Origin of the sequence: Nonomuraea roseola (genome assembly GCF_039535395.1) — a bacterium.
GTDB classification, from domain to species: Bacteria; Actinomycetota; Actinomycetes; order Streptosporangiales; family Streptosporangiaceae; genus Nonomuraea; species Nonomuraea roseola.
On record NZ_BAAAXC010000015.1, the window covers coordinates 435,668 to 456,881 of the forward strand.

18 protein-coding genes and 2 pseudogenes are annotated in these 21,214 nt (G+C 68.4%); 6 read left to right on the top strand and 14 right to left on the bottom strand.

Features of this window, described 5'->3' with window-relative positions:
• Positions 1 to 10: 10 nt before the first annotated feature.
• From ABFX55_RS25090 to ABFX55_RS25105, 4 genes are all read right to left on the bottom strand, one after another.
• Entirely contained in the window at positions 11 to 1,177 is a 1,167-nt protein-coding gene (locus ABFX55_RS25090; protein WP_346124835.1) for an ROK family transcriptional regulator, read from the bottom strand.
• Positions 1,178 to 1,249: 72 nt separating this feature from the next.
• Positions 1,250 to 2,068, bottom strand: coding sequence for a carbohydrate ABC transporter permease (locus ABFX55_RS25095; RefSeq protein WP_346124837.1), 819 nt, complete (start codon positions 2,066 to 2,068; stop codon positions 1,250 to 1,252).
• Positions 2,065 to 2,934 carry a carbohydrate ABC transporter permease gene (locus ABFX55_RS25100; RefSeq protein WP_346124839.1) on the bottom strand — a complete coding sequence of 290 codons (870 nt, stop codon included), beginning with the start codon at positions 2,932 to 2,934 and terminating at the stop codon, positions 2,065 to 2,067. Before ABFX55_RS25100 ends, ABFX55_RS25095 begins: the two co-directional genes overlap by 4 nt.
• Positions 2,931 to 4,196 carry an extracellular solute-binding protein gene (locus tag ABFX55_RS25105; RefSeq protein WP_346124841.1) on the bottom strand — a complete coding sequence of 422 codons (1,266 nt, stop codon included), beginning with the start codon at positions 4,194 to 4,196 and terminating at the stop codon, positions 2,931 to 2,933. Before ABFX55_RS25105 ends, ABFX55_RS25100 begins: the two co-directional genes overlap by 4 nt.
• 314 nt (positions 4,197 to 4,510) lie before the next feature.
• Between ABFX55_RS25105 and ABFX55_RS25110 the strand changes: the two genes are divergently transcribed.
• Positions 4,511 to 6,028, top strand: a complete 1,518-nt coding sequence (locus tag ABFX55_RS25110) for a phosphodiester glycosidase family protein (RefSeq protein ID WP_346124843.1) — start codon at positions 4,511 to 4,513, stop codon at positions 6,026 to 6,028.
• Positions 6,029 to 6,523: 495 nt separating this feature from the next.
• On the opposite strand, the gene ABFX55_RS25115 is transcribed toward ABFX55_RS25110, so the two are convergent.
• On the bottom strand, positions 6,524 to 6,907 hold the full coding sequence (locus ABFX55_RS25115) for an FAD-dependent oxidoreductase (RefSeq protein ID WP_346131241.1): 384 nt from the start codon (positions 6,905 to 6,907) through the stop codon (positions 6,524 to 6,526).
• Between the two features lie 82 nt (positions 6,908 to 6,989).
• Positions 6,990 to 7,394 (bottom strand): annotated as a pseudogene (locus ABFX55_RS49960) (FAD-dependent monooxygenase); the annotation flags it as partial.
• A gap of 101 nt (positions 7,395 to 7,495) precedes the next feature.
• On the opposite strand from ABFX55_RS49960, the gene ABFX55_RS25120 reads away from it, so the two are divergent.
• On the top strand, positions 7,496 to 7,669 hold the full coding sequence (locus ABFX55_RS25120; RefSeq protein ID WP_379479113.1) for a MarR family transcriptional regulator: 174 nt from the start codon (positions 7,496 to 7,498) through the stop codon (positions 7,667 to 7,669).
• Between the two features lie 50 nt (positions 7,670 to 7,719).
• Here ABFX55_RS25120 and ABFX55_RS25125 read toward each other — a convergent pair whose 3' ends face one another.
• Complete coding sequence (locus tag ABFX55_RS25125) at positions 7,720 to 8,667, bottom strand: alpha/beta fold hydrolase (protein WP_346124847.1); 948 nt, start codon at positions 8,665 to 8,667, stop codon at positions 7,720 to 7,722.
• 89 nt (positions 8,668 to 8,756) lie between these two features.
• Between ABFX55_RS25125 and ABFX55_RS25130 the strand changes: the two genes are divergently transcribed.
• The gene (locus ABFX55_RS25130) at positions 8,757 to 9,344 is read left to right on the top strand and encodes a TetR/AcrR family transcriptional regulator (RefSeq protein WP_346124848.1); all 588 of its coding nucleotides are present in this window, start codon (positions 8,757 to 8,759) and stop codon (positions 9,342 to 9,344) included.
• 458 nt (positions 9,345 to 9,802) lie between these two features.
• On the opposite strand, the gene ABFX55_RS25135 is transcribed toward ABFX55_RS25130, so the two are convergent.
• The gene (locus ABFX55_RS25135) at positions 9,803 to 10,216 is read right to left on the bottom strand and encodes a hypothetical protein (protein WP_346124850.1); all 414 of its coding nucleotides are present in this window, start codon (positions 10,214 to 10,216) and stop codon (positions 9,803 to 9,805) included.
• A 388-nt stretch (positions 10,217 to 10,604) separates the two neighbouring features.
• Here ABFX55_RS25135 and ABFX55_RS25140 point away from each other — a divergent pair, with 388 nt between their 5' ends.
• Complete coding sequence (locus ABFX55_RS25140) at positions 10,605 to 11,927, top strand: aspartyl protease family protein (protein WP_346124852.1); 1,323 nt, start codon at positions 10,605 to 10,607, stop codon at positions 11,925 to 11,927.
• Between the two features lie 395 nt (positions 11,928 to 12,322).
• Here ABFX55_RS25140 and ABFX55_RS25145 read toward each other — a convergent pair whose 3' ends face one another.
• The 3 genes from ABFX55_RS25145 to ABFX55_RS25155 all read right to left on the bottom strand — a co-directional run bounded on the left by ABFX55_RS25145 (position 12,323) and on the right by ABFX55_RS25155 (position 17,395).
• The gene (locus ABFX55_RS25145; RefSeq protein WP_346124854.1) at positions 12,323 to 13,429 is read right to left on the bottom strand and encodes a hypothetical protein; all 1,107 of its coding nucleotides are present in this window, start codon (positions 13,427 to 13,429) and stop codon (positions 12,323 to 12,325) included.
• Between the two features lie 872 nt (positions 13,430 to 14,301).
• A complete protein-coding gene (locus ABFX55_RS25150) occupies positions 14,302 to 17,061 on the bottom strand; it encodes a caspase, EACC1-associated type (RefSeq protein ID WP_346124856.1) in 2,760 nt (919 codons plus the stop codon).
• On the bottom strand, positions 17,042 to 17,395 hold the full coding sequence (locus ABFX55_RS25155; RefSeq protein WP_346124858.1) for an effector-associated constant component EACC1: 354 nt from the start codon (positions 17,393 to 17,395) through the stop codon (positions 17,042 to 17,044). The genes ABFX55_RS25150 and ABFX55_RS25155 overlap by 20 nt, the downstream gene beginning before the upstream one ends.
• 442 nt (positions 17,396 to 17,837) lie before the next feature.
• On the opposite strand from ABFX55_RS25155, the pseudogene ABFX55_RS25160 reads away from it, so the two are divergent.
• Positions 17,838 to 18,227: pseudogene (locus ABFX55_RS25160) on the top strand (IS701 family transposase); the annotation flags it as partial.
• A 195-nt stretch (positions 18,228 to 18,422) separates the two neighbouring features.
• Here the strand turns inward: ABFX55_RS25160 and ABFX55_RS25165 are convergent.
• Together ABFX55_RS25165 and ABFX55_RS25170 are read right to left on the bottom strand one after the other, a co-directional pair.
• On the bottom strand, positions 18,423 to 19,280 hold the full coding sequence (locus ABFX55_RS25165) for a hypothetical protein (protein WP_346124860.1): 858 nt from the start codon (positions 19,278 to 19,280) through the stop codon (positions 18,423 to 18,425).
• A gap of 74 nt (positions 19,281 to 19,354) precedes the next feature.
• Positions 19,355 to 19,678, bottom strand: coding sequence for a PadR family transcriptional regulator (locus ABFX55_RS25170; protein WP_346124862.1), 324 nt, complete (start codon positions 19,676 to 19,678; stop codon positions 19,355 to 19,357).
• 158 nt (positions 19,679 to 19,836) lie between these two features.
• Between ABFX55_RS25170 and ABFX55_RS25175 the strand changes: the two genes are divergently transcribed.
• Positions 19,837 to 20,154: a hypothetical protein gene (locus tag ABFX55_RS25175; protein WP_346124864.1), complete on the top strand. Its 318-nt coding sequence runs from the start codon at positions 19,837 to 19,839 to the stop codon at positions 20,152 to 20,154.
• 38 nt (positions 20,155 to 20,192) lie between these two features.
• On the opposite strand, the gene ABFX55_RS25180 is transcribed toward ABFX55_RS25175, so the two are convergent.
• Positions 20,193 to 21,083: a LysR family transcriptional regulator gene (locus ABFX55_RS25180; protein ID WP_346124865.1), complete on the bottom strand. Its 891-nt coding sequence runs from the start codon at positions 21,081 to 21,083 to the stop codon at positions 20,193 to 20,195.
• Positions 21,084 to 21,214: the final 131 nt, after the last annotated feature.

The window sequence follows — 21,214 nt, forward strand, 5'->3', positions numbered from 1 at the left end:
GCTTCTCCACTCAGGTGTTCAGGTCGTCCAGCAGGGAACTTTCGACGGCGTCCAGCGCGGTCCGCAGCGCTCCGACGGTGACCGCCCGGTCGCCCAGCAGCGACACCTGCAGTTGGGGCGTAAGGGAGGTCATCTGCGGCAGCCTGCGCCGGATCGGCTCGGCGATCTGCTCGCCGGCCGCCGCCACGCCGCCCCCAATGACGATCAGCTCGGGGTTCAGGAGCAGGGCCAGGGTGCCGACCGCCCTGGCCATGCGGGCGAGGATCTGTTCGAGCACCTGCTGGGCCTCGGCGTCGCCGTCACGGGCGGCGGCCAGCAGGAGCGCGGCGTCGCCTGTCAGCTCGTGGGTGTGCTCGCGCAGCCTGGCCACGACCTCCTTGCCGACGTTGGCGGCCAGCGCGCCGATGCCCTCGGCGCCGGGGGTGTGCTCCAGCAGGCTGAGGAAGGCCATTTCCCCCGCGCCCCCGTCGTGGCCGCGGAAGACCTGTCCGCCCGAGACGATCCCCGCGCCAAGCCGTTCACCGGCCAGCACGTAGATGACGTCCTGACTCGCGGCGGCCACGCCACGCCAGCGCTCGCCGACCACGGCGAGGTTGGCGTCGTTGTCGGCCAGGACGGGCGCGTTGAAGGAGCGGCCCAGCTCGGTTCGCAGGTTCAGGCCCGTCCAGTCGGGCAGGACATCGCAAATCAGCACCACCCCGGTGCGGGGGTCGACGATGCCGGGCGTCGCCGTGCAGGCCGCCAGCACGGCCGAGCGCTCGACCCTGGCCCGCTTCAGGGTGTCACGGACAGCGCGGCGGACCCCATCCAGCCGCGCCTTGCGGCCGAGTTCCTGTCCGAGTGTGCGCACCTCGGTCGCCAGTACGGTCCCGCGCAGGTCCGCCACCGAGACCATGCACTTGTGCACCCCGATGTCGATGCCGACGACATGCCCCTTCTCCGCCTTCAGCCGGACGAGCCGGGCGGGGCGGCCGCGACGTCCGGGAGTGTCGTCCTCCACCTCGGCGATCAGCCCGATCCGCCGCAGATCCTCGATCACCGCGTCGACCGTCGGCCTGGACAGGCCCGCGGCGTCGGCGAGTTCGGTGTGCCGGATCGTGTCGACCTCCCGGAGCACGTCGAGGACCCGTTCGGCGTTGAGGCGGCGAAGCAGAGGAGCGGTCGCGGAAGCGGTCATGGAAACACCCTCATGGAGACACCGGGATCGGTCCCGGTGATTCTGGCAAGATCGGCGAAGTCACGCATGAGGTCATCCCTTCACGGCGCCGGAGGTGAGCCCGGCGACGATGCGGCGCTGGCTGAGCAGCACGAGGATCACGACGGGCACCGTCACCAGCAGGGCGGCCGCGGCGATGGCGCCGTACGGCTGCTGGAACTCCGAATCCCCTGTGAAGAAGGCCAGGGCGGCGGGCACCGTACGAGAAGACTCCGTCGAGGTGAGCGAGATCGCGAACAGGAACTCGCCCCAGCAGGCCAGGAACGTGAGCAGGAACGTGGTGACCACCCCCGGCGCAGCGACGGGGAGGATCACCCTGACCAGGGCCTGGAGGCGGGTGGCCCCGTCCATCTGCGCGGATTCCTCCAGATCCCACGGGATGGTGCGGAAGAAGGCGGTCATCAACCAGATCGCCAGTGGCAGCGAGAACGACACGTACGGGATGACGAGGCCGAGCCAGGTGTCGAACAGGCCGACCTCCGTCCACAGCGTGAACAGCGGGCCCACCAGCGCGATCGCCGGGAACATGGTCAGGCACAGGGCGACGCCGAGCACCAGGCGGCTCCCGCGGAAGCGCAGGCGGGCGATCGCGTACGCCGCGAGGACGGCGACGAGCACCGAGGCGGTCGTGGCGATCAGCGAGATGCCCACGGAGTTGCCCAGCGCGCTGGTGAACACCGGCTTGGTGAACAGCCCGGTGTAGTTGTCCAGCGTGGGAGAGGCGGGCAGGAAGCGGCCGTCGTTCTGCAGGGTGGGCGGCTTCAGCGACAGGCTCACCACCCACACCAGCGGGGCCAGCGTCCAGACCGCGACAATGGCGGTGACCAGCAGGTCGCCGATCCGGCGGCTCATCGCCCACCTCCCAGCTCGGACCTGAACGCCCTGACGAATCCGCTCGCGATCAGCGCGACGCAGGCGAACAGCAGCACCGACACGGCCGAGCCCAGGCCGACCTCCAAGTCCCTGATCAGGAAGCGGTAGCTCAGGAACGACAGCGTCTCGGTGCCGACCGCGCCCTGCGTCTGGATGTAGACCGTGTCGAAGATCCGAAAGGCGTCCATGGTGCGGAACAGAAGGGCGACCATGATCGCCGGGCGCACGCACGGGACCGTCACGCGCCAGAAGCGCTGCCAGGCGCCCGCCCCGTCCACCTTGGCGGCCTCGTACACCTCACCGGGGACGGTGACCAGCCCGGCCAGCAGCATCAGCGCCATGAACGGCGTGGTCTTCCAGACCTCGGTCAGCACGATCACGAAGTAGGCCGACCAGGTCTCGCCGAGCCAGTTGAAGTCGCCGCCGACGAACCCCACCGACGGCTGGAAGGCGAAGCGGAAGGCGAACGCGGACACCACCGTGAGCACCGCGTACGGCACGAGCACGACGGTGCGCAGCAGCCGCCTGCCCCACAGGACCTTGTGCATCGCCATCGCCAGGGCGAAGCCCAGCACGAACTCGACGCCCACGCTGGTCACCGTCAGGACGATCGTGGCGGCGAGGTCCTGCCACCAGTCCTGGCCGGTGAGGATCTCACGGAAGTTGCCCAGCCCCGCGAACCCCCGCTCGTCCGGCGCGCTCAGCGAGTAGCGCTCCAGCGACAGCCCGGCGGTGCGCAGGATCGGCACGACCGTCACCGCCATCATGAGCAGCAGCGCCGGGCCGGCCATGAGCCAGCCCAGCCGCTGCTCCCTGCGGGTCCGGTTCAGCGCCCCACCGTTCACGGCCCCACTGCCTCGGCGACGGCCGCGTGCGCCTTCGCCGCGGTCTCCGGCGACACCGACGCGGGCGGGTGGAAGGCCGTCTGGATCGCGGTGGACAGGGCGTTGTACTTGCGGACCATCGGCCGGGGCGCCGCCTCGGCGATCGAGTCGCGCATGACGTCGGCGAAGGGGAACTTGGCGCGGACCTCCGCGTCGTCGTAGACCGACGCGCGGGCAGCCGGGATGCCTGCCTGCGTCATGAAGCCCTTCTGCGCCTGCTCCGAGGTCAGGCAGGCCAGGGCGGCGAAGGCGCTGTCACGCTGGTCCTCGGGCGTACCGGCTCCCACGGCGATGTTGGAGCCGCCGAGCGGAGGAGCGCTGGCACGGTCGGCCGTGACCTTCGGGTAGCGGGCCCAGCCGTAGTCGTCGAAGACCTTCTTGAACGCGGGCTCCTTCTGGGCGCGTTCGGCGGCGGCGGCGTAGACGTAGCCCCAGTTCGTCATGAACGACGCCTCGCCCTGCTCGAAAGCCGCGCGCATGGTCTCCTCATCGAGCGTGCTCATCCCCTTCAACGCGGCAGGGCCGGAGGCCAGCGAGCCGATGACGGACGCCGCCGCCCGCCCGGCGTCGCCGTCGAGGCCGGGCCTGCCCTCGGCGTCGACGATCTGACCGCCCGCCGAGGCGACGAGCGCGTTGACGAAGACCGTGTAGCCCTCGTAGCGATTGCCGGGCGTGGCCACGCCGCGCTCGCCCTCGGGCATACGGCCGGCGGCCGCGAGCAGCTGTTCCCAGGTCAGCTCGCCCTTGGCCGGGTCGATGCCCGCCTGCTGGGCTCGCGACTTGCGGTACCAGAGCAGTTGCGAGCCGGACAGCAGCGGCGCGGCGTACAGCTTGTCCTTCCATGTCGCGGACTTGAGCGCGCCGTCCAGCGTGCCCTGCGTGACGGTGGCGGCGGTGGCGGCGGGCAGGGGCAGGATCCAGCCGGCCTCGGCGAACTCGGCCGTCCAGACGACGTCCATGGTGACGAGGTTCACCGCCCGGTCCTTGGCCGACAACCGCCGGACGAGCTGTTCGCGTTGCTTGTCGGAGCCGTCGGGCAGGGTCTCGACCTTGATCGTGTACTTGCCGTCGCGGGTGCAGGCGGCCACGGCGGCCTGGGTGGGGGTTTCCGCGTTGGGGCCCTGCCACCAGGTGAGCGCGACAGGGCCCTCGCTCTCGGCGGCGCACGCGGCGAGCGGCAGCGCGGTGAGCGCGGCGGCGGCCAGCCGGAGCAGATTCTTCATGGGGATCCTCGGGGGGTGTGGTTTTTTTAATGATATTTATTAATTGACTCGGAAGAATAAGAGGGCAGGGCGCTGCCGTCAAGGCTCGGTGAGTGCGCAGGTCAAGGGGGATGACCGCCAGGTGTACGCGGGTTGTCCAGCCGGCGGCGGTACGGCATAGCCCTCGGACGTCGTCTTGACGGAGGCGCTGAGGGACCGGTAGTCAATGAGGCACCGCCCTGCTTCGTCACCGGGCTGTCGCCTGTTCGGAGGGCGTCCGATCCGACCCCACCCGTGAGCAAAGGACGCACATGCGCCACAGAGCTACACCGTCCGTGAAGGCTTTATCGTCCCTGGTGGCGGCGCTGGCCGTCCTGCTTCCCACCGCCACAGCCGCTCCAGCGGCGGCGACCGAGGCGGAGCTCCCTCCGGGCGTGACGCTGAGCACGCACTCGCTGGGCGCGCAGGACGCCGACGACTTCTGGACGGTGCACGTCTACCTCCCCGCGACCGTCGACGGCCCGCTGAACACGGCGGGAACGGCCCTCGGGCCGAAGGAGATCGCCGACCGGGTCGCCGGAGCTCTGCGGGAGAAGGGTTTCGAGCCCCGCCTCGAGCAGGTCGACCTGCCCGGCTTCGCCGACCGTCCCGCGGGTGTTCTCGGCTGGATCGTACGGCTGGGCAGCTACCCCGCCAGCGGTGAGGCGGCGGCGGCTCTGACCCGGGTCAAGGCGGCCGGCTTCGCGGGAGGGACCCGCTACACCGCGCAGGACGGGATCGACCCGGGCGCGCCGCAGAAGGTCCACGTGCTGCGCGTCGACTTCCGCCAGTTCCGCGGCACCGTGGACACCGACTTCGGCCCGGTGCTGAACGGCACGGAGACCTTGACCGACCTGGTCGCCGCGACCGGCGCCGCAGCCGGGATCAACGCCCAGTGGTTCTACAACCGCGCCCCGGGCGGCCTGTATGTCAAGGACGGCAAGCTCCTCGGCTCCGCCACCCAGGGCCGCGGCGGCATCAAGATCACTCATGGTGGCCGCCGGGTCGACGTCGACGCCTATACCGCGCACGTGACCCTGCGAGCCGGTCGCGCGTCGATCGAGATCGACGGGGTCAACCGGCTGCCGGGCGAGATCTGGAACTGCGGCGGCGTCGGCGGCGACCAGCCCACGGAGAAGCCGCAGCACGACCTGAAGTGCACCGACTCCAGCGAGCTTGTGCGCTTCACCCCCGAATGGGGCGTGCCTCCGCAGGGCGAAGGAGCCGAGGCCCTGCTCGACGCGCGTGGCACTGTCCTCGCGGTCAACACCACGCGCGGTGCGAGCATCCCGCCTGGCGGATCGAGCATCCAGGCGATCGGCGACAGCGCCGCCTGGCTCCTCGCCCACGCCGAGCCCGGAGGACGGCTGACCGTCTCCGAACGCGTCGAGGACAGCAGGGGACACCGTGTCCCCCTCACCCCCGGCACCACGATCCTGCAGGTCGGGCCCACGCTGGTCCGCGACGGGCAGGTGTCGGTCAACGCCGGCGCCGACGGCCTGATCCGCGAAGGCACCGATCAGACGTTCACCTACAACTGGACCCTGCGCGCCAACCCGCGATCCATGATCGGCGTCGACGATCGCGGCCGGCTGATGCTCGTCGTGGTTGACGGCCGGCAGGCCGGATACAGCGAAGGGCTCGGCATCGCACAGACGGCTGAACTGATGAAGCGGCTCGGCGCGGTTGAGGCGATGAACCTCGACGGCGGCGGATCGAGCGTCATGGCCACTGCCGGCACGGGCATCGTCAACCGGCCGTCGGACGCCACGGGCCAGCGCTCGCTCGGCAACGTCATCCTGGTCAGGCCGTAGCGGACCGTGGATCGGGTGGGCGGCGCGCTGCTCACGCTCGGGCTGTCCATGCGCTGGGAGCACGGTCCTGCCGGGAGGGGTGCCTTTCTTGGAAGATCGGCGCGTGCCCGTGGCGCTGGCCGTGGCCCCCGCTCGCCCATACCCGGCGCAGGCGCGAGACCTGCTCCGGGTGCTGGCCGGCGGCCGGGCGGGTGCGGCTCCACCCGGCGGCTGAGGCTTCCGTCCGGCGCCCTCTGGCAGGAGTCGAGCGCGCCTCGGTTCCCCTCGCTCGATGCGGCGCTGCATGGACCAGGCCAACGAGGTCGTAACGGCAGCATCGCGGCCGGCTCGTCCTTCAGCGTCTTGGCCCCAGCGGGCTCACCCGGCGGGCAGACGCTCTCAACCGAAGTCTCCGGATTCGTCGCCTGGCCGCACAGTGCCGTGCCACGCGGCCAGCTCGCGCCTGGGCTACGACGCGTCCTGATCGGCCAAGCCGCCGTCTTCTCACGCCCGTTCTCAGTGGGAGAGGGCGGTGAGGCGGTTGCTGAAGCGGGCGAGCATCGCGCTCTGGGACGTCTCGGAGAACATCCGGCCGATGAGCGGGGGGATCCTCCAGTTGGCGGGGCTGTGCCTGGCCAGCCTGGACACCAGGTTGACGTGCGGGTAGCGGGCCTGCTCGTAGGCGCGTAGCCGTTGCGCCGGGTCGCCGCCCTTGGCGAGCTCGCGCCCGAGCACCCACACGTCCTCCAGGGTCTGGTTGGCGCCCTGGCCGAGGGTGGGCGGCATGAGGTGGGCGGCGTCGCCGAGCAGGGTGACGCGGCCCTTGCCCCACTCCCTGCGCACCTTCTGCCAGTGGTGGCCGAAGAAGTCGAGGCCGTCCTCGGAGGCCTGGGCGAGCAGCTCGGGGACGGGGGGCCCAGTGGCCGAAGCGGCGCCTCAGCTCGGCCAAGGGCGCGGCGGGACGCGGCTCGCCGGGGGACCAGCGCACGTCGAACCACCACTGGAGGTTGCCGTCCCCGGCGGGGATGATCCCGCACGCACCCTCCCTTCCGGTGATCATGAGGTGGAGGTGGGTGCGGGTGAGGTCGATGTCGATCCGGCTCAGGGCCTGCCAGGTGCCGAAGGTGGCCGTCCGGATGGGGACGTCGCCCCACAGCTCGCGCCGGACGACCGAGTGGTGGCCGTCGGCTCCGATGAGCAGGTCCCCTGTGATCGTCGAGCCGTCGTCGAAGGTCGCCGTGACCCCGTCGCCGTCCTGGGTCACTTTCCGGCAGCCCGTGCCGTAGCTGATCAGGTCGCCAGGCAGCCCCTCGGACAGCCGCTCCAGCAGAAGGCGGCGGGAGATCGACTTGTTCGGGAAACCGTAACGTGTGGCCGCGTGGGCCATGTCGGAGCTGAGCCGCAAGCGGCCGTCCTCCGTCAGCGCGTCGATCCGGTCGAACCGGCCGCCGACACCGTCAAGGCTGACACCGAGATCGTGCAGCACGGCTGCGCGGCCCGCTCCCCGTGGGGGGCATCTCCGAGGAGCTGGGGCTGCCGTCCGCCTCCGCGACCCGGCTCATCGACCGCTTGGAGAAGGCCGGCTATGTGCGGCGGGTGCGCGGCGAGCGCGACCGGCGCATGGTCACCGTGGAGCTGGTAGAAGGTGGCATGGCCGGCTGAAGCGCCTGAACACCCTCTTCATGGCTCTGTCAGTGTGAGGTTTCCGCTCATCACGGCGTGTCGTCGGCGTGGCCGGTGCGGTCGATCTCGTCGACAAAGGCGAGGACCCGGGCGTTGACGCGCTCGGGGAACTCGCCGTTGATGGCGTGGGAGGCGTCCGGCCACAGCTCGACGACGCCGCGGGCGAGCAGGCGGCGGGCACGCAGGGCGGCCTTGCGCGGATCGTGGATGATGCTGCGCCCGGCGATCAGGGCGAGCACCGGCACGTCGACTCCGGCCACCTGGTCGTCCGTGGGGTACGTCGGTGGCGGCAGGAAAGCGGTGAAGTCTCGCATCCCGGCCGATATCAGGTTGGCGACGGGTTCGTCGTCGGAGGCGTCGGCTCCGCCGGAGATCCAGCTCAGCAGCCTCCGGCGCCACGACTCGGGAAAGAACGGCACCACCGAGCCCAGCGAAACGACGACGACCTTCCAGGTGATCCGGCCGAAAAGCATGGCGGGATCGAGCAGGCTCACTGAGGCGATCTTCTTTGGGACATGCAGGGCGAGGTGAAAAGCGCTCCACCCGCCGATGGACACTCCGACGAGGTGCACCCGGTCATGGCCAAGCCGGGCCAGCAGCTCCGCCAGCCAGCCTGCCTGGTCGGCCGCGCTCGCGAACGCCCGGGTCTGTACCGAGAGGCCAGGCTCGCCGAGCAGGTCGACCGTGTAAACCGGCCGATGGGCGGTGAGGCCGGCCAGGTTCGCCTCCCACATCGGGGTGGACGCGGTGCGTCCCGGCAGCAGCAGAAGCGGTATGCCGTCGCCGGTGCCGAAGCGATAGACCCGGACGGTCCCAAAGCGAGTCGTTACGTCCTGGATCTGATCGGGTTCGGGAAGCTCGGCCATGGCCCGGTCGTAGGCGTTCCGGTAGCGCGCGAAGGCGGACGCGTCGCGGAAGTGGCCGAGCCGCCGCCGACGGAACGCGGCTCCGATGTGGGGTTCCACGAGGTCGTTCACGTAGGGGATCCTCCGTTCGCCTTTCGCAATACGATCGTATCGCGTCAAGGTCACGATACACTCATATCGCAAAGAAAGGAGGCCGGGCCGTGCCGAAGCAGGTGGACCACGCGGCGCGGCGGGCGGAGATCGCCCATGCCGCCCTCAGGCTGTGCGCTCGGGACGGCCTGGGCGGTGTGAGCATCGGGCGGGTCGCCCAGGAGGCCGGCGTCTCCAAAGGGCTCGTGCAGCACTATTTCGCGGCGAAGGCCGACCTGCTGCGCGCGAGCGCGCACCTGCTCAGGCAGGAGATCGAGCGCCATGTTCGCGCGGCGCTGCTGAACGCCGACAGCCCGGCCGACACGCTGCGGCGCACGCTGCTCGCCGTCGTCGAGCTGGGCGCGCGCGCTCCGGTGCTCCTGCTCGCCGGACACGCGTTCCTGGCCAGGGCCGTCGCCGACCCTGATGTACGCGAGCTGTACCGCGCAGGCGGCGACGCGGTCCACCGCGAAATCGCCGCGCTCGTGGCCGCCACCGCTTCGGAACCCGGCGTCGAGGCCGACGCCGAGGCCCACGTGCTTCTCGGGCTCGCGCGCGGCCTGGCCGACGGGGTGCTGGTCGGGGAACTGGGCGTCGCGGAGGCGGCCGCGGTCCTCGACCACCAGCTCGGCCGGATCGGCTTGTCAGTGGACTTGTGACGGGAAGGCGGGTTCCCGACACACGCCGCCAGCGGGGAATGAGCCGGTGGCTCATTCCATTTGCTCGTAGACGGCCATGGTCAGCGTGCCCGGGCGGCGCTCGTACGCGGTGATCCCCCCGGCCGAGGCGCTGAGTCGGATGGTCACCTTGCCGTCGTCCCCGGGCTCACCATGCCGAGGTTGCCGACGCTGAAGCTACCCCCGAAGGTGGCTCCCAGCACCTGGACGAGCCCTTCGGCCGACGCCCGTTGACGCTGATCTCGCCGTGCAGCCGGCCGACGTTCCCCCCGTGCGGTAGGCGACCACCGTCAGCGGCCGGTCCACGGGCGGGAACGTGAGCGTCACCCCGCGACTCTCCGGCCAGGTGACCGTCTTCGTGGTAGATCCGGTCTTGCGGCACGCCGAGCGCCACGAGCTGCTCGATACGCGCGTAGCCGACCCGGGTCCCGCTCACACGTTCAAGTGTTCCGGGTAGGGAGCCCTTCGCCGGAACAGTCCGCGGAACACCTATACGGAACACCCGACCTGGGTGTCCATCCGGCCCGGGTGGTGTTCCGTTGAGGGGTCCCCTTACGGAACGCCGCCATGACCACGCGGCCGTCAACCTGTGGCACCTCGTCCCTTGCCACCGTCTTGAGCCGGGCCGCGGTGGCCGGCGCCGCCAGGACGCGGACGTCCTCGTGCAGGTGCCCGACCGGCCGGCCGCCGCGGATGGTCCGGCCGACGCGCTCGGCCGGCCTGCGCGACAGGTATGCCTGGCGGGCGTGATCCGCCTCGACCGGGAACAGCAGGAATCGGCGCCGCTCCACCCAGGCCTCCTTGATGCCGGGGATTTCGTGTATCGCGGGCGTATCGAAAAACGCATACGTCACGGCAACAGTCTTCCGTCTTCAGTGGAGGCATGGACCACAGCGCATCACTGTCGGCGCCAGCCCGTCGTACGCGCAGGATGTGCTCGTCAGGCCGGCGATCCTACGTCGTGAAGCAGCCTGAGGAGGCAGTCATGCGCACAGGCGTGGCAGCCGCCGCCGTGGTCGCGGCCGTGGCGGCGGCCGGGTCCGCCGGCGCCCTCAGCACTGCGGGCACCGCGAGCGCGGCACCGTCGGCTGGAAACCGTGTCCGGACAAGCCCGAGGTGGACTGCGGCACGGTGACCGTACCGGTCGGCTGGTCGAAGCGGAACGGGCCGACCATCCAGGTGGCTGCTGTGACCGTCCGTGGACAGAAAGTTCCGGCGAAGTGATCACGAGAGGAGAAGGCGTTGGTAAATGACGGAGAATGGGACCGGCGTTCGGTGTTGCGAGGCGCCGCGGTGCTGGCCGGTGCGGCCGCGACGGCGCCACTGTTGGGCGAGGCGGCCACGGCGCTGGCCGACAGCGGTGACGCGGACGCGCTGTTCAAGGCCGGGAAGTTCGAGCAGGCCGGCCGCGCGTACGAGGAGATCCTCAAAAAGGACCCCAAGAACCTGCACGCGGCCCGCCAGCGCGGCTTTGTAGCGCTGCTGGCCAATCGGTTCGCCGTCGCCGAAAAATACCTCAAGATGGCCCTCCAGTTGGCGCCCGACGACAAGGACGCCAACCACTTCCTGGCCGACTGCTACATCCGGCAGGACAGATTCGGCCTGTCCGCACCCCACTGGAAAGCGGCCGGCGAGGACAGCTACGCCAAGTGGTTCGCGGCAGTCCGCGGCGAGGCGTATCAGGTCCACGGCCAGACCGCGCGGGTGCCATGGAAGCAGACGGACCCGATGCCGCTGGTGGAGGCCTCGGTCAACGGCGGACCGACGAAGCGCTTCACGTTCTACACCGGCGCCCCGAATCTGAGCATGCGCGCGTCGGTGGCCAAGGAGGCTGGGCTGAGCCCCGTCGCCAGTCAGAAGATCGATTTCGAGGGCGGCACCATATGGGCGTACTACGGGATACTGGACTCCTTCAAGCTGGGCGGCATCGAACTGCGCAACGTCCCGGTGGGCTGGTCGGCGACGGAGTCGGGCGAAGATGTCGACACCGACAGCGACGGCCTGATCGGCACGTGGGTCTTCTACCACTTGCTGACCACCTTCGACTACGCGGGTCGGCAACTGATCCTGCGCCGCCGCACCCCCGAAACGGCCAGGAAGGCACGCGCCGCCGCCACACGGGCGGGCGCCGAACCCCTGCCGCTGTGGCTGGCCCGTGAGCAATACCTGCACAGCACGGGCAGCTTCGCCGGCGTCGCCGGCTCCCGCACAGGGGTGGTGGGCGTGAACTTCGGCGGAGGCAGCGAGATCGCCGCGGGCATGCGCGGGGAAACGGCCGAGCAGTTGGAGATCCGCACCGACTACGACCGCCAGGTCGGGACTTTCGCCCAAAGCCACCCGGCCGTCGTCTACCCCTGCTACCCGAAGGAGATCCGCCTCGGCAACGCCGTCGCCAAGGAGGTCTACTCCTACACGAACCCAAACCAGCCGGTCAACGTGCCCTGGCCCTATGGGACAGGGTTCGACACGATGGGCTGGTTTTCCCACTGCTTCTGGAAGCCCTACAACATCACCGTCGACTTCACCGACATGAACCTCTACATCGCCCGCGGCGAGGCCGCCTGATCACCGCGACTGCACGGGCGTCATGGGAGCTACCTGGAACTGCCGGCTCCCACGGTCGAGGGGGTGAGGGGCGGACCAGGCGCCCTTACCCGGTCCGACCCTCCTCTTGGGCCAATCCTCTCCCAGCCGCGTGATCACGACTCCCAAACGGGCCCGTGCGGTTGCCGGGCGAATCCGGCCTGGCGGCCCGGCTGGTCCCGGGCCACGGTCGACGGTCTGATCCTGGCCGCCCCCGAGGCAGACCGGACCTCGGCGGGCCCACGCCCAGGTCATCGCCGCAAGCCACCCAACCTTCACCGGGTAGATGCCGCACCCGAGCCGCTCGCGGTAGAACTCGACGGCACCACGATACGCGCCCGACTCCCGGCCGCCTCCTGGTCCGTCATCGTCGTCACCTAATGGCCCGGCAGCGGCTTCTGCTCCCCGTAACCGATGACTTCCGTGTCGAACTCTCCCAAGAGGTCCAGTGAACCTGCCAGACCCATGGCGATACTTGCGGACAAGAACACCCCCTTCACCCTCTTCCCGAATTCGGCGAACGACGCAGCGAGTTGCGCGGCCGATGCCTCCTTCGCCGCAATAAGCGTCGGGTTGTATGTCGAGAGAGCGAAGAGGACCAAGATTCGCAGGACCTGGGCGCCCACCACTCCGAGCATCACGGCATACGCCGTGTCCAGCGCCTTGACCGTAACGTGGAGAGTCTCGGTGCGCATGATCAGATATGCCTCATACCTCTTGAGCGCCTCGTTGAAGTCCTCCAGACGATTTCCGGCCGCCTTGCTGGCCGGCCCCTTCCACGTCTTGAATCGGTCAGGAATCACCGAAGCGGCATCCCTGAGATCCTTGACCTTGGATTGCGCATCGCCGTAGGCGTAGAGTGCCTTGTCGATCGCCTCGTCGGAGGGGATGACAAAGAGACCGGCCAGCACCATGACCATGAGGCCTTGCACGGACATCCTCGAGGCGAGTGTGCCCAATGCGTACATTCCAGCGCTCGATTTGGCCAGCTGTGACACCGGTCCCTTGATCTTGCGCCAGTCCATTGCGGTGAGCGATACGGCGGATATGGCCATGGTGCGAAGGGGGTTTCTTCCCCCAAAGTGACCCTCGTGACGGTTCGACTCAATCCACGAAGGCTCAGCGGGCTGATATGTGGCGGACGGGTTCGTTTCGAACAGTTCGCCGATATCGCGCTTGAGATTGGCTACCTGAGCGCTGGCGATCTCCTCGACGTCTACATAGTTGACGCCGTTGTTGTAGAACGCGACACCCATTTGGTGGGCCGCTTTCAACCCACGTAAGGCGTTATCGAAGTCCGATTCGACAGCCTCGTTGTATTTCCAGCGGAACAGCTCACCGACCACCCCCATCCCCACTACGGGTAGCTTGGCGACGGATAGGTCGTCGGCGGCCAGCTTGAATCCCATCCGCATGGATGCCGAATCTTCGGCGGCGCCCATAGGTGCCGAGAAATTCACGTCGATCCCATCGAACTCGCCCATGCCAGCCCTCCCTGCCGCAGCCACGTAGGTCCGAGGCAGGATATACCTACATATTAGGCAATGGGGCATAAATCGTGCCGGTGCCGCCGCAGGTCCCGAAGGTCGCCATGGGTTGCGGCAAACCCGCGACTTCACCGGCGTCAAGCGACGTTGTACGGTCGGTTGGTGGACGCCAGCGCCAGACGCCGCCTGGAGATCGCCGAGCAGCAGCGCCAAAGCAGGCAAAGCCGAATGGAGCCCCCGGCAACTCGCTTGAGCCATCCACGACCTGGCCGAGACCCCCATTCTGCTGATGGCCTGGCGGCTCGCTCTCAGAGGGCGGTTCGTGAGTTGATGCCCTCGCGGGCTCGCATGGGCTGGCCGGTGTCAGCGAAGGCAGTGATCCCGATCGCGGATAAGAAAGCGGAAAGACTCCGCTCGCCCGCCAAGGTCGATGAGGAGGTTACGGGCCTTCTGAGCGGTCCGCGCGCCGGTCGGATGGGAGGTCACACCCGGAATGTGCACGCGCCGCGTATGGACCTCCAACACGAACAACACGTACAGACGCTTCAGAAAGATCGTGTCAATCGATGGCCCCACCCCGGGTTCTCCCTCGCAAGACGGACGATCAACCGGATCTCCGGGCCCGTTCTCGGCCGTCCGTCACGATGCGGGTAGGTCCAGGCCCGTCGGAGCAGACGCCGATGCCACGCCAGCAAGGTCGCCGGAGTAGCGAACCGATGCCCGCATAAGACGGTCGGCAGCCACCGGGCCAACGCCGCGAGAACGGCCCGACCGTGGATCGTCCCGATCCCAGGAACACACGGCGGTCGGGCTGTCTACGGACGCAGGCGCGATTCCTGTCGCGCCGTCTCCCCTGATCAAACTCCGCCTCAGGAGTACAGGGCTGATCCGAGCGCCTGGGCGCTCGTCTCAAGTGCGCGTACCGCGACGTCGAGGTCGGCCGTGGCGCCGGGTGCGGACGCCTCGCGGGTCAGGGCATGGCGCACACGAGCTTGAGCTGTCCGGGCCTCCGTGATGATGGCTGCGGGGATCCGGTCGCCACCGATGCCGATGACCTCGTCCACGCGGTCGACGAGAGCGCTCGCACGGACGCGTAGTTCGGAGGCCTCGCGCGCCGTTCGATCCCGATCGGCGTGCTCCTCGGCCTCGCGGATCATCCGGTCGATCTCCTCGGGCGGCAGCGACGATCCACCCGTCATGATGACCGATTTCTCCCGGCCCGTTCCGAGGTCCTTGGCGCTGATGTTGACCATGCCGTTGGCATCGATGTCGAAGGTGACCTCGATCTGTGGGACGCCCTTTGGCGCGGGAGGCAGCCCGGCCAGTTCGAACACGCCCAGCCGCTTGTTGTAGGCAGCGATCTCCCGCTCCCCCTGGAACACCTGGATCCGTACCGACGCCTGATTGTTCTCCGCGGTGGTGAAGATCTCCGAACGTCTGGTGGGGATCGTCGTGTTCCGCTCAATGATCTTCGTGAAGACACCTCCCGCGGTCTCGATACCCAGCGACAGCGGCGTGACCTCCAAGACGAGGATCGAATCGGACGCTCCACCGAGCAGGGCCGCCCCCTTCGCCGCCGCGTACTCGGGCGCAAGCCTCGTCTGGACACCCGGAGCGGCCATTGATCTCACCATGTCCGCGAAGCCGGGCATCCTGCTGCCTCCACCTGCCAGGACCACGCGGTCGATCTTGCCTCCGAGGTCGGTCAGCACAGCATCGGCGTCTGCGAACGCCACTTTGACCACGCCACGACAGCGGTCGAGCAGGCCCTTGGTGAGCTGTTCGAAACGAGCGCGGCTGAGTGTCTCGGTGAGATGGAGTGGCACCTGGCCAGAAGTTGCGAGATAGGGCAGGTCGATCGTGGTCTCGGACGCCGAAGAGAGTTCGAGCTTCGCCTGTTCGACCGCCTCTCGCAGCCGTTCGGCCGCCAGCGGGTCCAGCGAAAGGTCAATGCCGTGGCCTCTGCGGAACTTCTGGACGAGCCAGTCGATGATCACGGTGTTCCAGTCCTCGGCGCCCAGAAGATCGTCGCCGCTGGTCACCTTCACCTCGATGACGCCGTCCTCCAGCGCCATCAACGAGACGTCGAACGCGCCGCCACCGAGATTCACCACGAGCACGTAGGTGGCCCCCTCCGCGGCGATCTGCTCGCCGAAGACCGCAGCGATCGCCGTGGGCTCGTGGACCATGCGCAGGACCTGGAGGCCTGCGATCTGCGCCGCCTCGGACGTGGCCTGGCGCCGACGTTCCGAATAGAGAGCAGGGACCGTGATCACGGCCTTGCTGACCGTTTCGTCGAGGAATTCCTCCGCATCGCGCTTCAGCTTCTGGAACACGAACGCTCCGAACTGCTGTGGCGTCAGCGTCTTCCCATCCACAGTCGGACTCCAGGCTGTCCCTAAGGTCCGTTTGATTCCCCGGAAGGCCCGATCGGGATGGCTGCGGCTATACCGCTGGGCTGCTTCACCGACGAGTACCTCACCGTTGCTCGCGAAGGCCACGATCGATGGTGTGACGTTCGCGCCCCCGGGGGTGGGGACCATCACTGGGCGACCGTCGCGCAGCACGGACACGGTACAGTCCGTCATCCCGAAGTCGATCGCCACGATCGTCCCGCGATCCGGCCTCTCCTTGGTCGCCCGCCGATCTGGGCCTGCCGCATCGCCCCTCGGCTCCACCATTTCCCGCGGTTCGTCCAGGCGACCGAAACGCGGTGCCGCACCGTCCCGCGACTGGGGGCGGCCGCTCGGCTCAGATTCGGGACGAGACCGAGGCTGCTGCTCACGGTTCGGCGGTTCGGGCCGCCGGGGTGCCGACTGGGCCCTGGGGCGCACCCTGAATGGGACAGTCTGCTCTCCGAACGGGTCGGGAGCGAGGGCGGCGTTCTGGGTGAAGGCGAACTCGGACACCGTCTCGGTGCCGCGCTGGTTCGGCAGCGGCAACCCGCGCTCGGCCAGACGGCGACGCAGATGTATGTAGAGGGTGCGCAGCGTCAGGAAGGGAGCACCGGAAGGCAACCCCTCGCGGATGAGGTCGATGAGTTCGGCGGTGAACGAGGTGGCCCGGTCGGTCTGCTGCGCGAACGGGACGACGTGGGCGGCGTGCTCGCTGGCCGTAAGGGTGAAGACTCCGCGGGTCGCCGTGGCATCGGCAATGACGTTCACCGAGTCGGCGAGCGCCTCGATGGCCCGGCCCGAGTAGCAGCAGTCCAGAATCGCCACCTTGATCCGGGCCGGACTGTCCAACAGCGCGTTCTTGATGTGCCGGTGCTCCAAGCCGGTGAGGTCCGGATCGTCGGAGTCCGTATCTGGCAGCGTGAGACACAGTTCCCCGCCGGGAGTGATCGTCCCGTGTCCGACGTAGTAGACCAGCAGAACGTCTTCGGTCTCACGGGCGAGCCGCCGCAACCGCTGCGCGAGCAGCATGGGGCTCTCTGGATTGTGCATGATCGTGAGTCGATCGCGCGGCCATCCACAGAGTTGTTCGTCCACCAGGACTTCCTCGAACCTGCGCACGCTGTTGTACGCGGCGGGAAGTTGCCCGAAAGAAGGATCGGAATAGGACGACACTCCGATGAGAATCGCTCTTGACCTGCTGAAATCAGGAGGCTCAGGGTTCGTCAGCGGCATTTCTCAGCACTTCTTGAAGCAAAGGAAGCGCATCCCTGACGCCCTTGGCATCGACGCGGACGGTTCCGTTGTCGGTCTTCACGGTGATTGAAACATCTCCTCGACCCCGGCTGGAAAGCCATGTCCCCAGAGCGGTGACGAGGGCGGTGGCCATACCCCCGCTGCCGACGGCGACAACCAGCGCCTCAAGCGCGGGACCGAGGTCTTCCTCTCCCGGGGTTCCCCGTATGACATCGACCCGTCCCCGCAGTTCCCGCTCCGACCGCAGCCATTCCCAGAGTGATGGGATCAGAATCTTCTCATTCCCACCGATCAGACGGATCTCAGCGTCCACGTACACCTCTTAATGCAGGAGACCAGACCCCAGCGAGCGATCAGCGACCGCTTCCTGCTTATATCATCGCAGGCGTCTGCCTGTCTTTTAAACCCTTGCGATCTTCGCGGTCGAGGTTATTTTCAGATAGATGCGTAGCGTAGCCAGGTCAGGTCGAAAGCTGGGCGTTTGTAAGCCTCGCCGGTGGCCAGGACGCGATCTGCGGAAACCGTGAAGATCGCGTTATCGCGCCGGGCTCATCCCGCCATGTTCGAGCCGAAATCAGTCCCCGTCCCGGTCGCGTCCCTCGCCCTCGGGTTCACTCTCGCCGACGAACTTGCACCGCGCGCCTCCAGGCTCGGCGGCAGAGGAGGTGGATCCAGCAGCCGATGCCACCCTCGCCTGGTCCAAACCCTGATGGGTTCGCGCTGATGATCAGACGATCGCGCCCCGGCCAGGAAGCGCCGAGGCGGCGGGCGAGAGCAACCCGCTGGGGATGCAGCGGCTGCTGAAGCCGGCCCGGTGGGACGCCGACGCGGTACGCGATGACCTGCGCACATGTGGTTGAGCATCTGGGTGCACGTGATGGCGTGTTGATCGTGGACGAGACCAGGCTTGTGAGGAAGGGCGACAAGTCCGCCGGGGTGCAGCGCCAGTACTCCGGGACGGCCGGCCGGATCGAGAACTGTCAGCTGGGGTGTCCCTGGCTTATGCCACCAGCGCCGGCCGCACCCTCTTGGATCGGGACCTGTATCTGCCCAAGTCGTGGATCGGTGATCGCGACCGGTGCGCCGAGGCGGGGATCGGGGCCGAGGTGGAGTTCGCCGCCAAACAGGTGCTGGCGCGTCGGATTGACCCGGGCGATCGAGGCGGGGTGCCGGCCCCGCCACGCCCGACCACCGTCCACGAGTCCGGCATCTCGTTCATGCTCCACCCATGGCCGCAGGCCCCGCACTGTGGCATTCAGGGGCCGGGGCCCGAGCCATGCGGCCCCCACGTCGCCCTGAAGGATGTCGGTGGCATCCGATTTGCGCAGCTGATCACAAGGTCAGTGCCTACGAGCGGCAGGATCACGTCCGGCCTGCCAGCGCGCGAGCATCGTCCCCATGGCGAAAGCGCTCAGCACGCAGCCGATCTGCGCAAGGGCCACGGAGGTGGGCAGGGAAGGGAGTTTCCCGAGGTCGCCCAGCGCCGCCACGGGCAGCGACAGCAGCAGTGCCGCGCGCCGTCCCACCACGGACCGTGCCGCGTATCCCGCTGCCGCTGCCATGATGATGAGCCACGGCACAGGTTTCCAGAGTGCGATCTCATGGTTGGTGGCCGCGTCGAGCACACCCCTGCCGACCTTGCTGGCGACCAACCCGATCAGGCCGAACAGCATCCAGAGCATGAGTGTGCGCCGGTAGATGAGCGACATCCCGTTGCGGGCCGGACGGGTGAAGGCGGCGGCGACCGCCACCACTTGCGCCAAGAGAGGCAGGCCGACGTTCGGCAGCGCCAGGGGCAGAGTTAAGGGCGATCTGCCCGATAGGTACAGCACGAAAGCGAGTGCGCCCAGTGTGGCGATCCCCCGATGGCGGAGCACGACCGCGAGCACGGGCAGCGCGAAGACGATGATCGGTCGAGCCCAGTGCAGGAGCGACCACGGTTCTTGCATCCAGTAGCTCAGTAGGTCAGGGCCGCTCTGCGCCAGCGACAGGACCTGGCGGGCCAGCGTGTCGGTCAGGATGAGAAGAGGCCACAGCGCCATGCCCGCGGCCATGGCGTCCCGCCAGGCGGGCGCCGACACCGTGCCGAAGGCCCGCCTGCAGTGTATGCGAACCGCGCCTGCCAGCAGATCGGCCGTGTCGGCGAGGTGCGGGCGGGTCTGGCCGGGCCGTGATCCGGCCAGCAGTACGCCGATCATGTCTTCCTCGTGCCGCGTGCGGTGATCAAAGGGATAGCAGGCCACGAGCCGCCGATATCGGGCTTCGAGGGAGCTCACGCCGTTCCTCCGAGGCCGGCAGCGCGCAGCCGCGTGGAAGCCGCTCGCGCGTGACGGCGCATCCGCTCGGCCTCCGCTGCCAGCCGGGTCGCCCCGTCATCGGTCAGCTTGTAGTACCGCCGGACTCTGCCGTCCACGATCTCTTCGCGATCCTCGGCGATGAGGCCCTCTCCCTGCAGTCGGTCGAAGGCGGCGTAGAGGGTTCCGGCGCGCAACCGTACCCGGCCCTCGGAGATCTGTTCGACGTCGGTGATGACGCCATACCCATGTTGAGGGCCGGCGGAGAGCGCGGTAAGGATCAGGAAGGTGGGTTCCTGCATGGATCTCATTCGATCATCATATACCGATGATCTTTCTATTGAGGGTGAGCCTTGGTCGGCGAAACCCCTGCTCCCGCTATCGGTGCTGGACCCGATCGGCAACACCTTCCGTCGCACCCCTCGGCCGCCAGCCATCCATCCAGGAGTCGCGTCACCGAGTGGCCCGCAAGATCTGCCACGGCGACGGCAAGATCCGCCGGACATGCCGGGAAGGGCGGGAAGACCCGTTGCCAGAAAGCGCCCGCACCCGCGGCAAGAGCGTCGGCGGCGCCAGTGTCACCGACGACGCCATGCTGTCGATGGCTCTCCACCTGCGGACACGTGACCAGGACCTCCGCCTGCGTGACATCGCTTCGCGACCCGCCATCACCCAGGGCACGAAGCAAAGCTGGCACCCATCCCCGGCAGCCCGCCTGATCAAGCTGCGCGAACATGACGACTCAGGCACCCAGCCGCCAGCGGTGATGAAGCCCTGACCAGGCCGTTTCGCCGACCTCACGGTCGTGGGCGTTGCTCAGCCGGTGGTGGTGCCGAGGTCGTGGACGGTCTGGGCGAGGGCGCGGATGAGGTCGTTTTCGGCTTCGGTTTGCCACACCAGGGCGTACACCAGGGACGGCATGTCGGGGATGGGCAGCCATCGGAGGTGGGGCATTGACCAATACCGGGTGACGTGGGCGGGAAAGTTGTGGACGATCTCGCCGGTGCTGACGAGGTTGATCAGGTCGTCGGCGTTGGTGATGGGTTCGATGCGTTCGATCGTCTGGCCGCGCGGGGTGCGGAAGGGCAGGTAGCTGTCCTCCCAGTAGTCCGGCATGTGGGCTGCGGTGGCGTGCTGGAAGTCACCGAGCGCTTCCAATTGTACTGAGGACCGTCCGGCCAGTTCGTGATCGGCGGAGACGGCGAGCACCCGGGGGTCGGTGAACAGGGGCGGGCCCACGGTCAGGTCGGGTTCTTCCACGGGTAGCCAGGCGATCAGGACGTCCATGTCGCCGTCGCGGAGCCTGGCGAACGGGTCGGTGTAGGGAGCGCGGCGCAGCTGCAGTTCCCATTGCGGGTGCCGGACGCGGAATGCCTGCCAGTAGGGATGCAGGTCGTGGACGTTGAAGGGCAGCATGCCCACCCGCAGCCGCGCGGTGATGCCGCGGGTGGCCATCCGGGCGCGTTCGAGGCTTTCGCGCAGGCCGGCGTAGACCGGTCGCAGGTCGTCGCGCAACTGCCGTCCGATCGGGGTCAGGCGGACCTGACGGCGGTTGGAGCGGTCGAACAACGGGCTCCCGATGCGGCGTTCCTGCTGGCTGATCGCCTGGCTGACCCGCGCCTGGGACACGTAGAGCCGGGCGGCGGTCCGGCCGAAGTGCAGCTCCTCGGCCAGAGTCAGAAAGATCTCGATGTCCCGAAGTTCCATTTTGTTCCTATTCGCGTGATAACCCCCAAGTTATCGGACCACACGGAATCTCACGTTGATGCGGACGCGCCACCGCCCCAAGGTGGGAGACGTCCAAAACCGCACGTTGGGGCACTGGCGGTCGATCGGGG

Bases quoted from the DNA above. Each gene is read 5' to 3' on its own strand.
- ABFX55_RS25090 (WP_346124835.1), bottom strand. From the start codon at position 1,177: ATGACCGCTTCCGCGACCGCTCCTCTGCTTCGCCGCCTCAACGCCGAA.
- ABFX55_RS25095 (WP_346124837.1), bottom strand. From the start codon at position 2,068: ATGAGCCGCCGGATCGGCGACCTGCTGGTCACCGCCATTGTCGCGGTC.
- ABFX55_RS25105 (WP_346124841.1), bottom strand. From the start codon at position 4,196: ATGAAGAATCTGCTCCGGCTGGCCGCCGCCGCGCTCACCGCGCTGCCG.
- ABFX55_RS25145 (WP_346124854.1), bottom strand. From the start codon at position 13,429: ATGGGCGAGTTCGATGGGATCGACGTGAATTTCTCGGCACCTATGGGC.
- ABFX55_RS25150 (WP_346124856.1), bottom strand. From the start codon at position 17,061: ATGCCGCTGACGAACCCTGAGCCTCCTGATTTCAGCAGGTCAAGAGCG.
- ABFX55_RS25165 (WP_346124860.1), bottom strand. From the start codon at position 19,280: ATGATCGGCGTACTGCTGGCCGGATCACGGCCCGGCCAGACCCGCCCG.
- ABFX55_RS25170 (WP_346124862.1), bottom strand. From the start codon at position 19,678: ATGCAGGAACCCACCTTCCTGATCCTTACCGCGCTCTCCGCCGGCCCT.
- ABFX55_RS25180 (WP_346124865.1), bottom strand. From the start codon at position 21,083: ATGGAACTTCGGGACATCGAGATCTTTCTGACTCTGGCCGAGGAGCTG.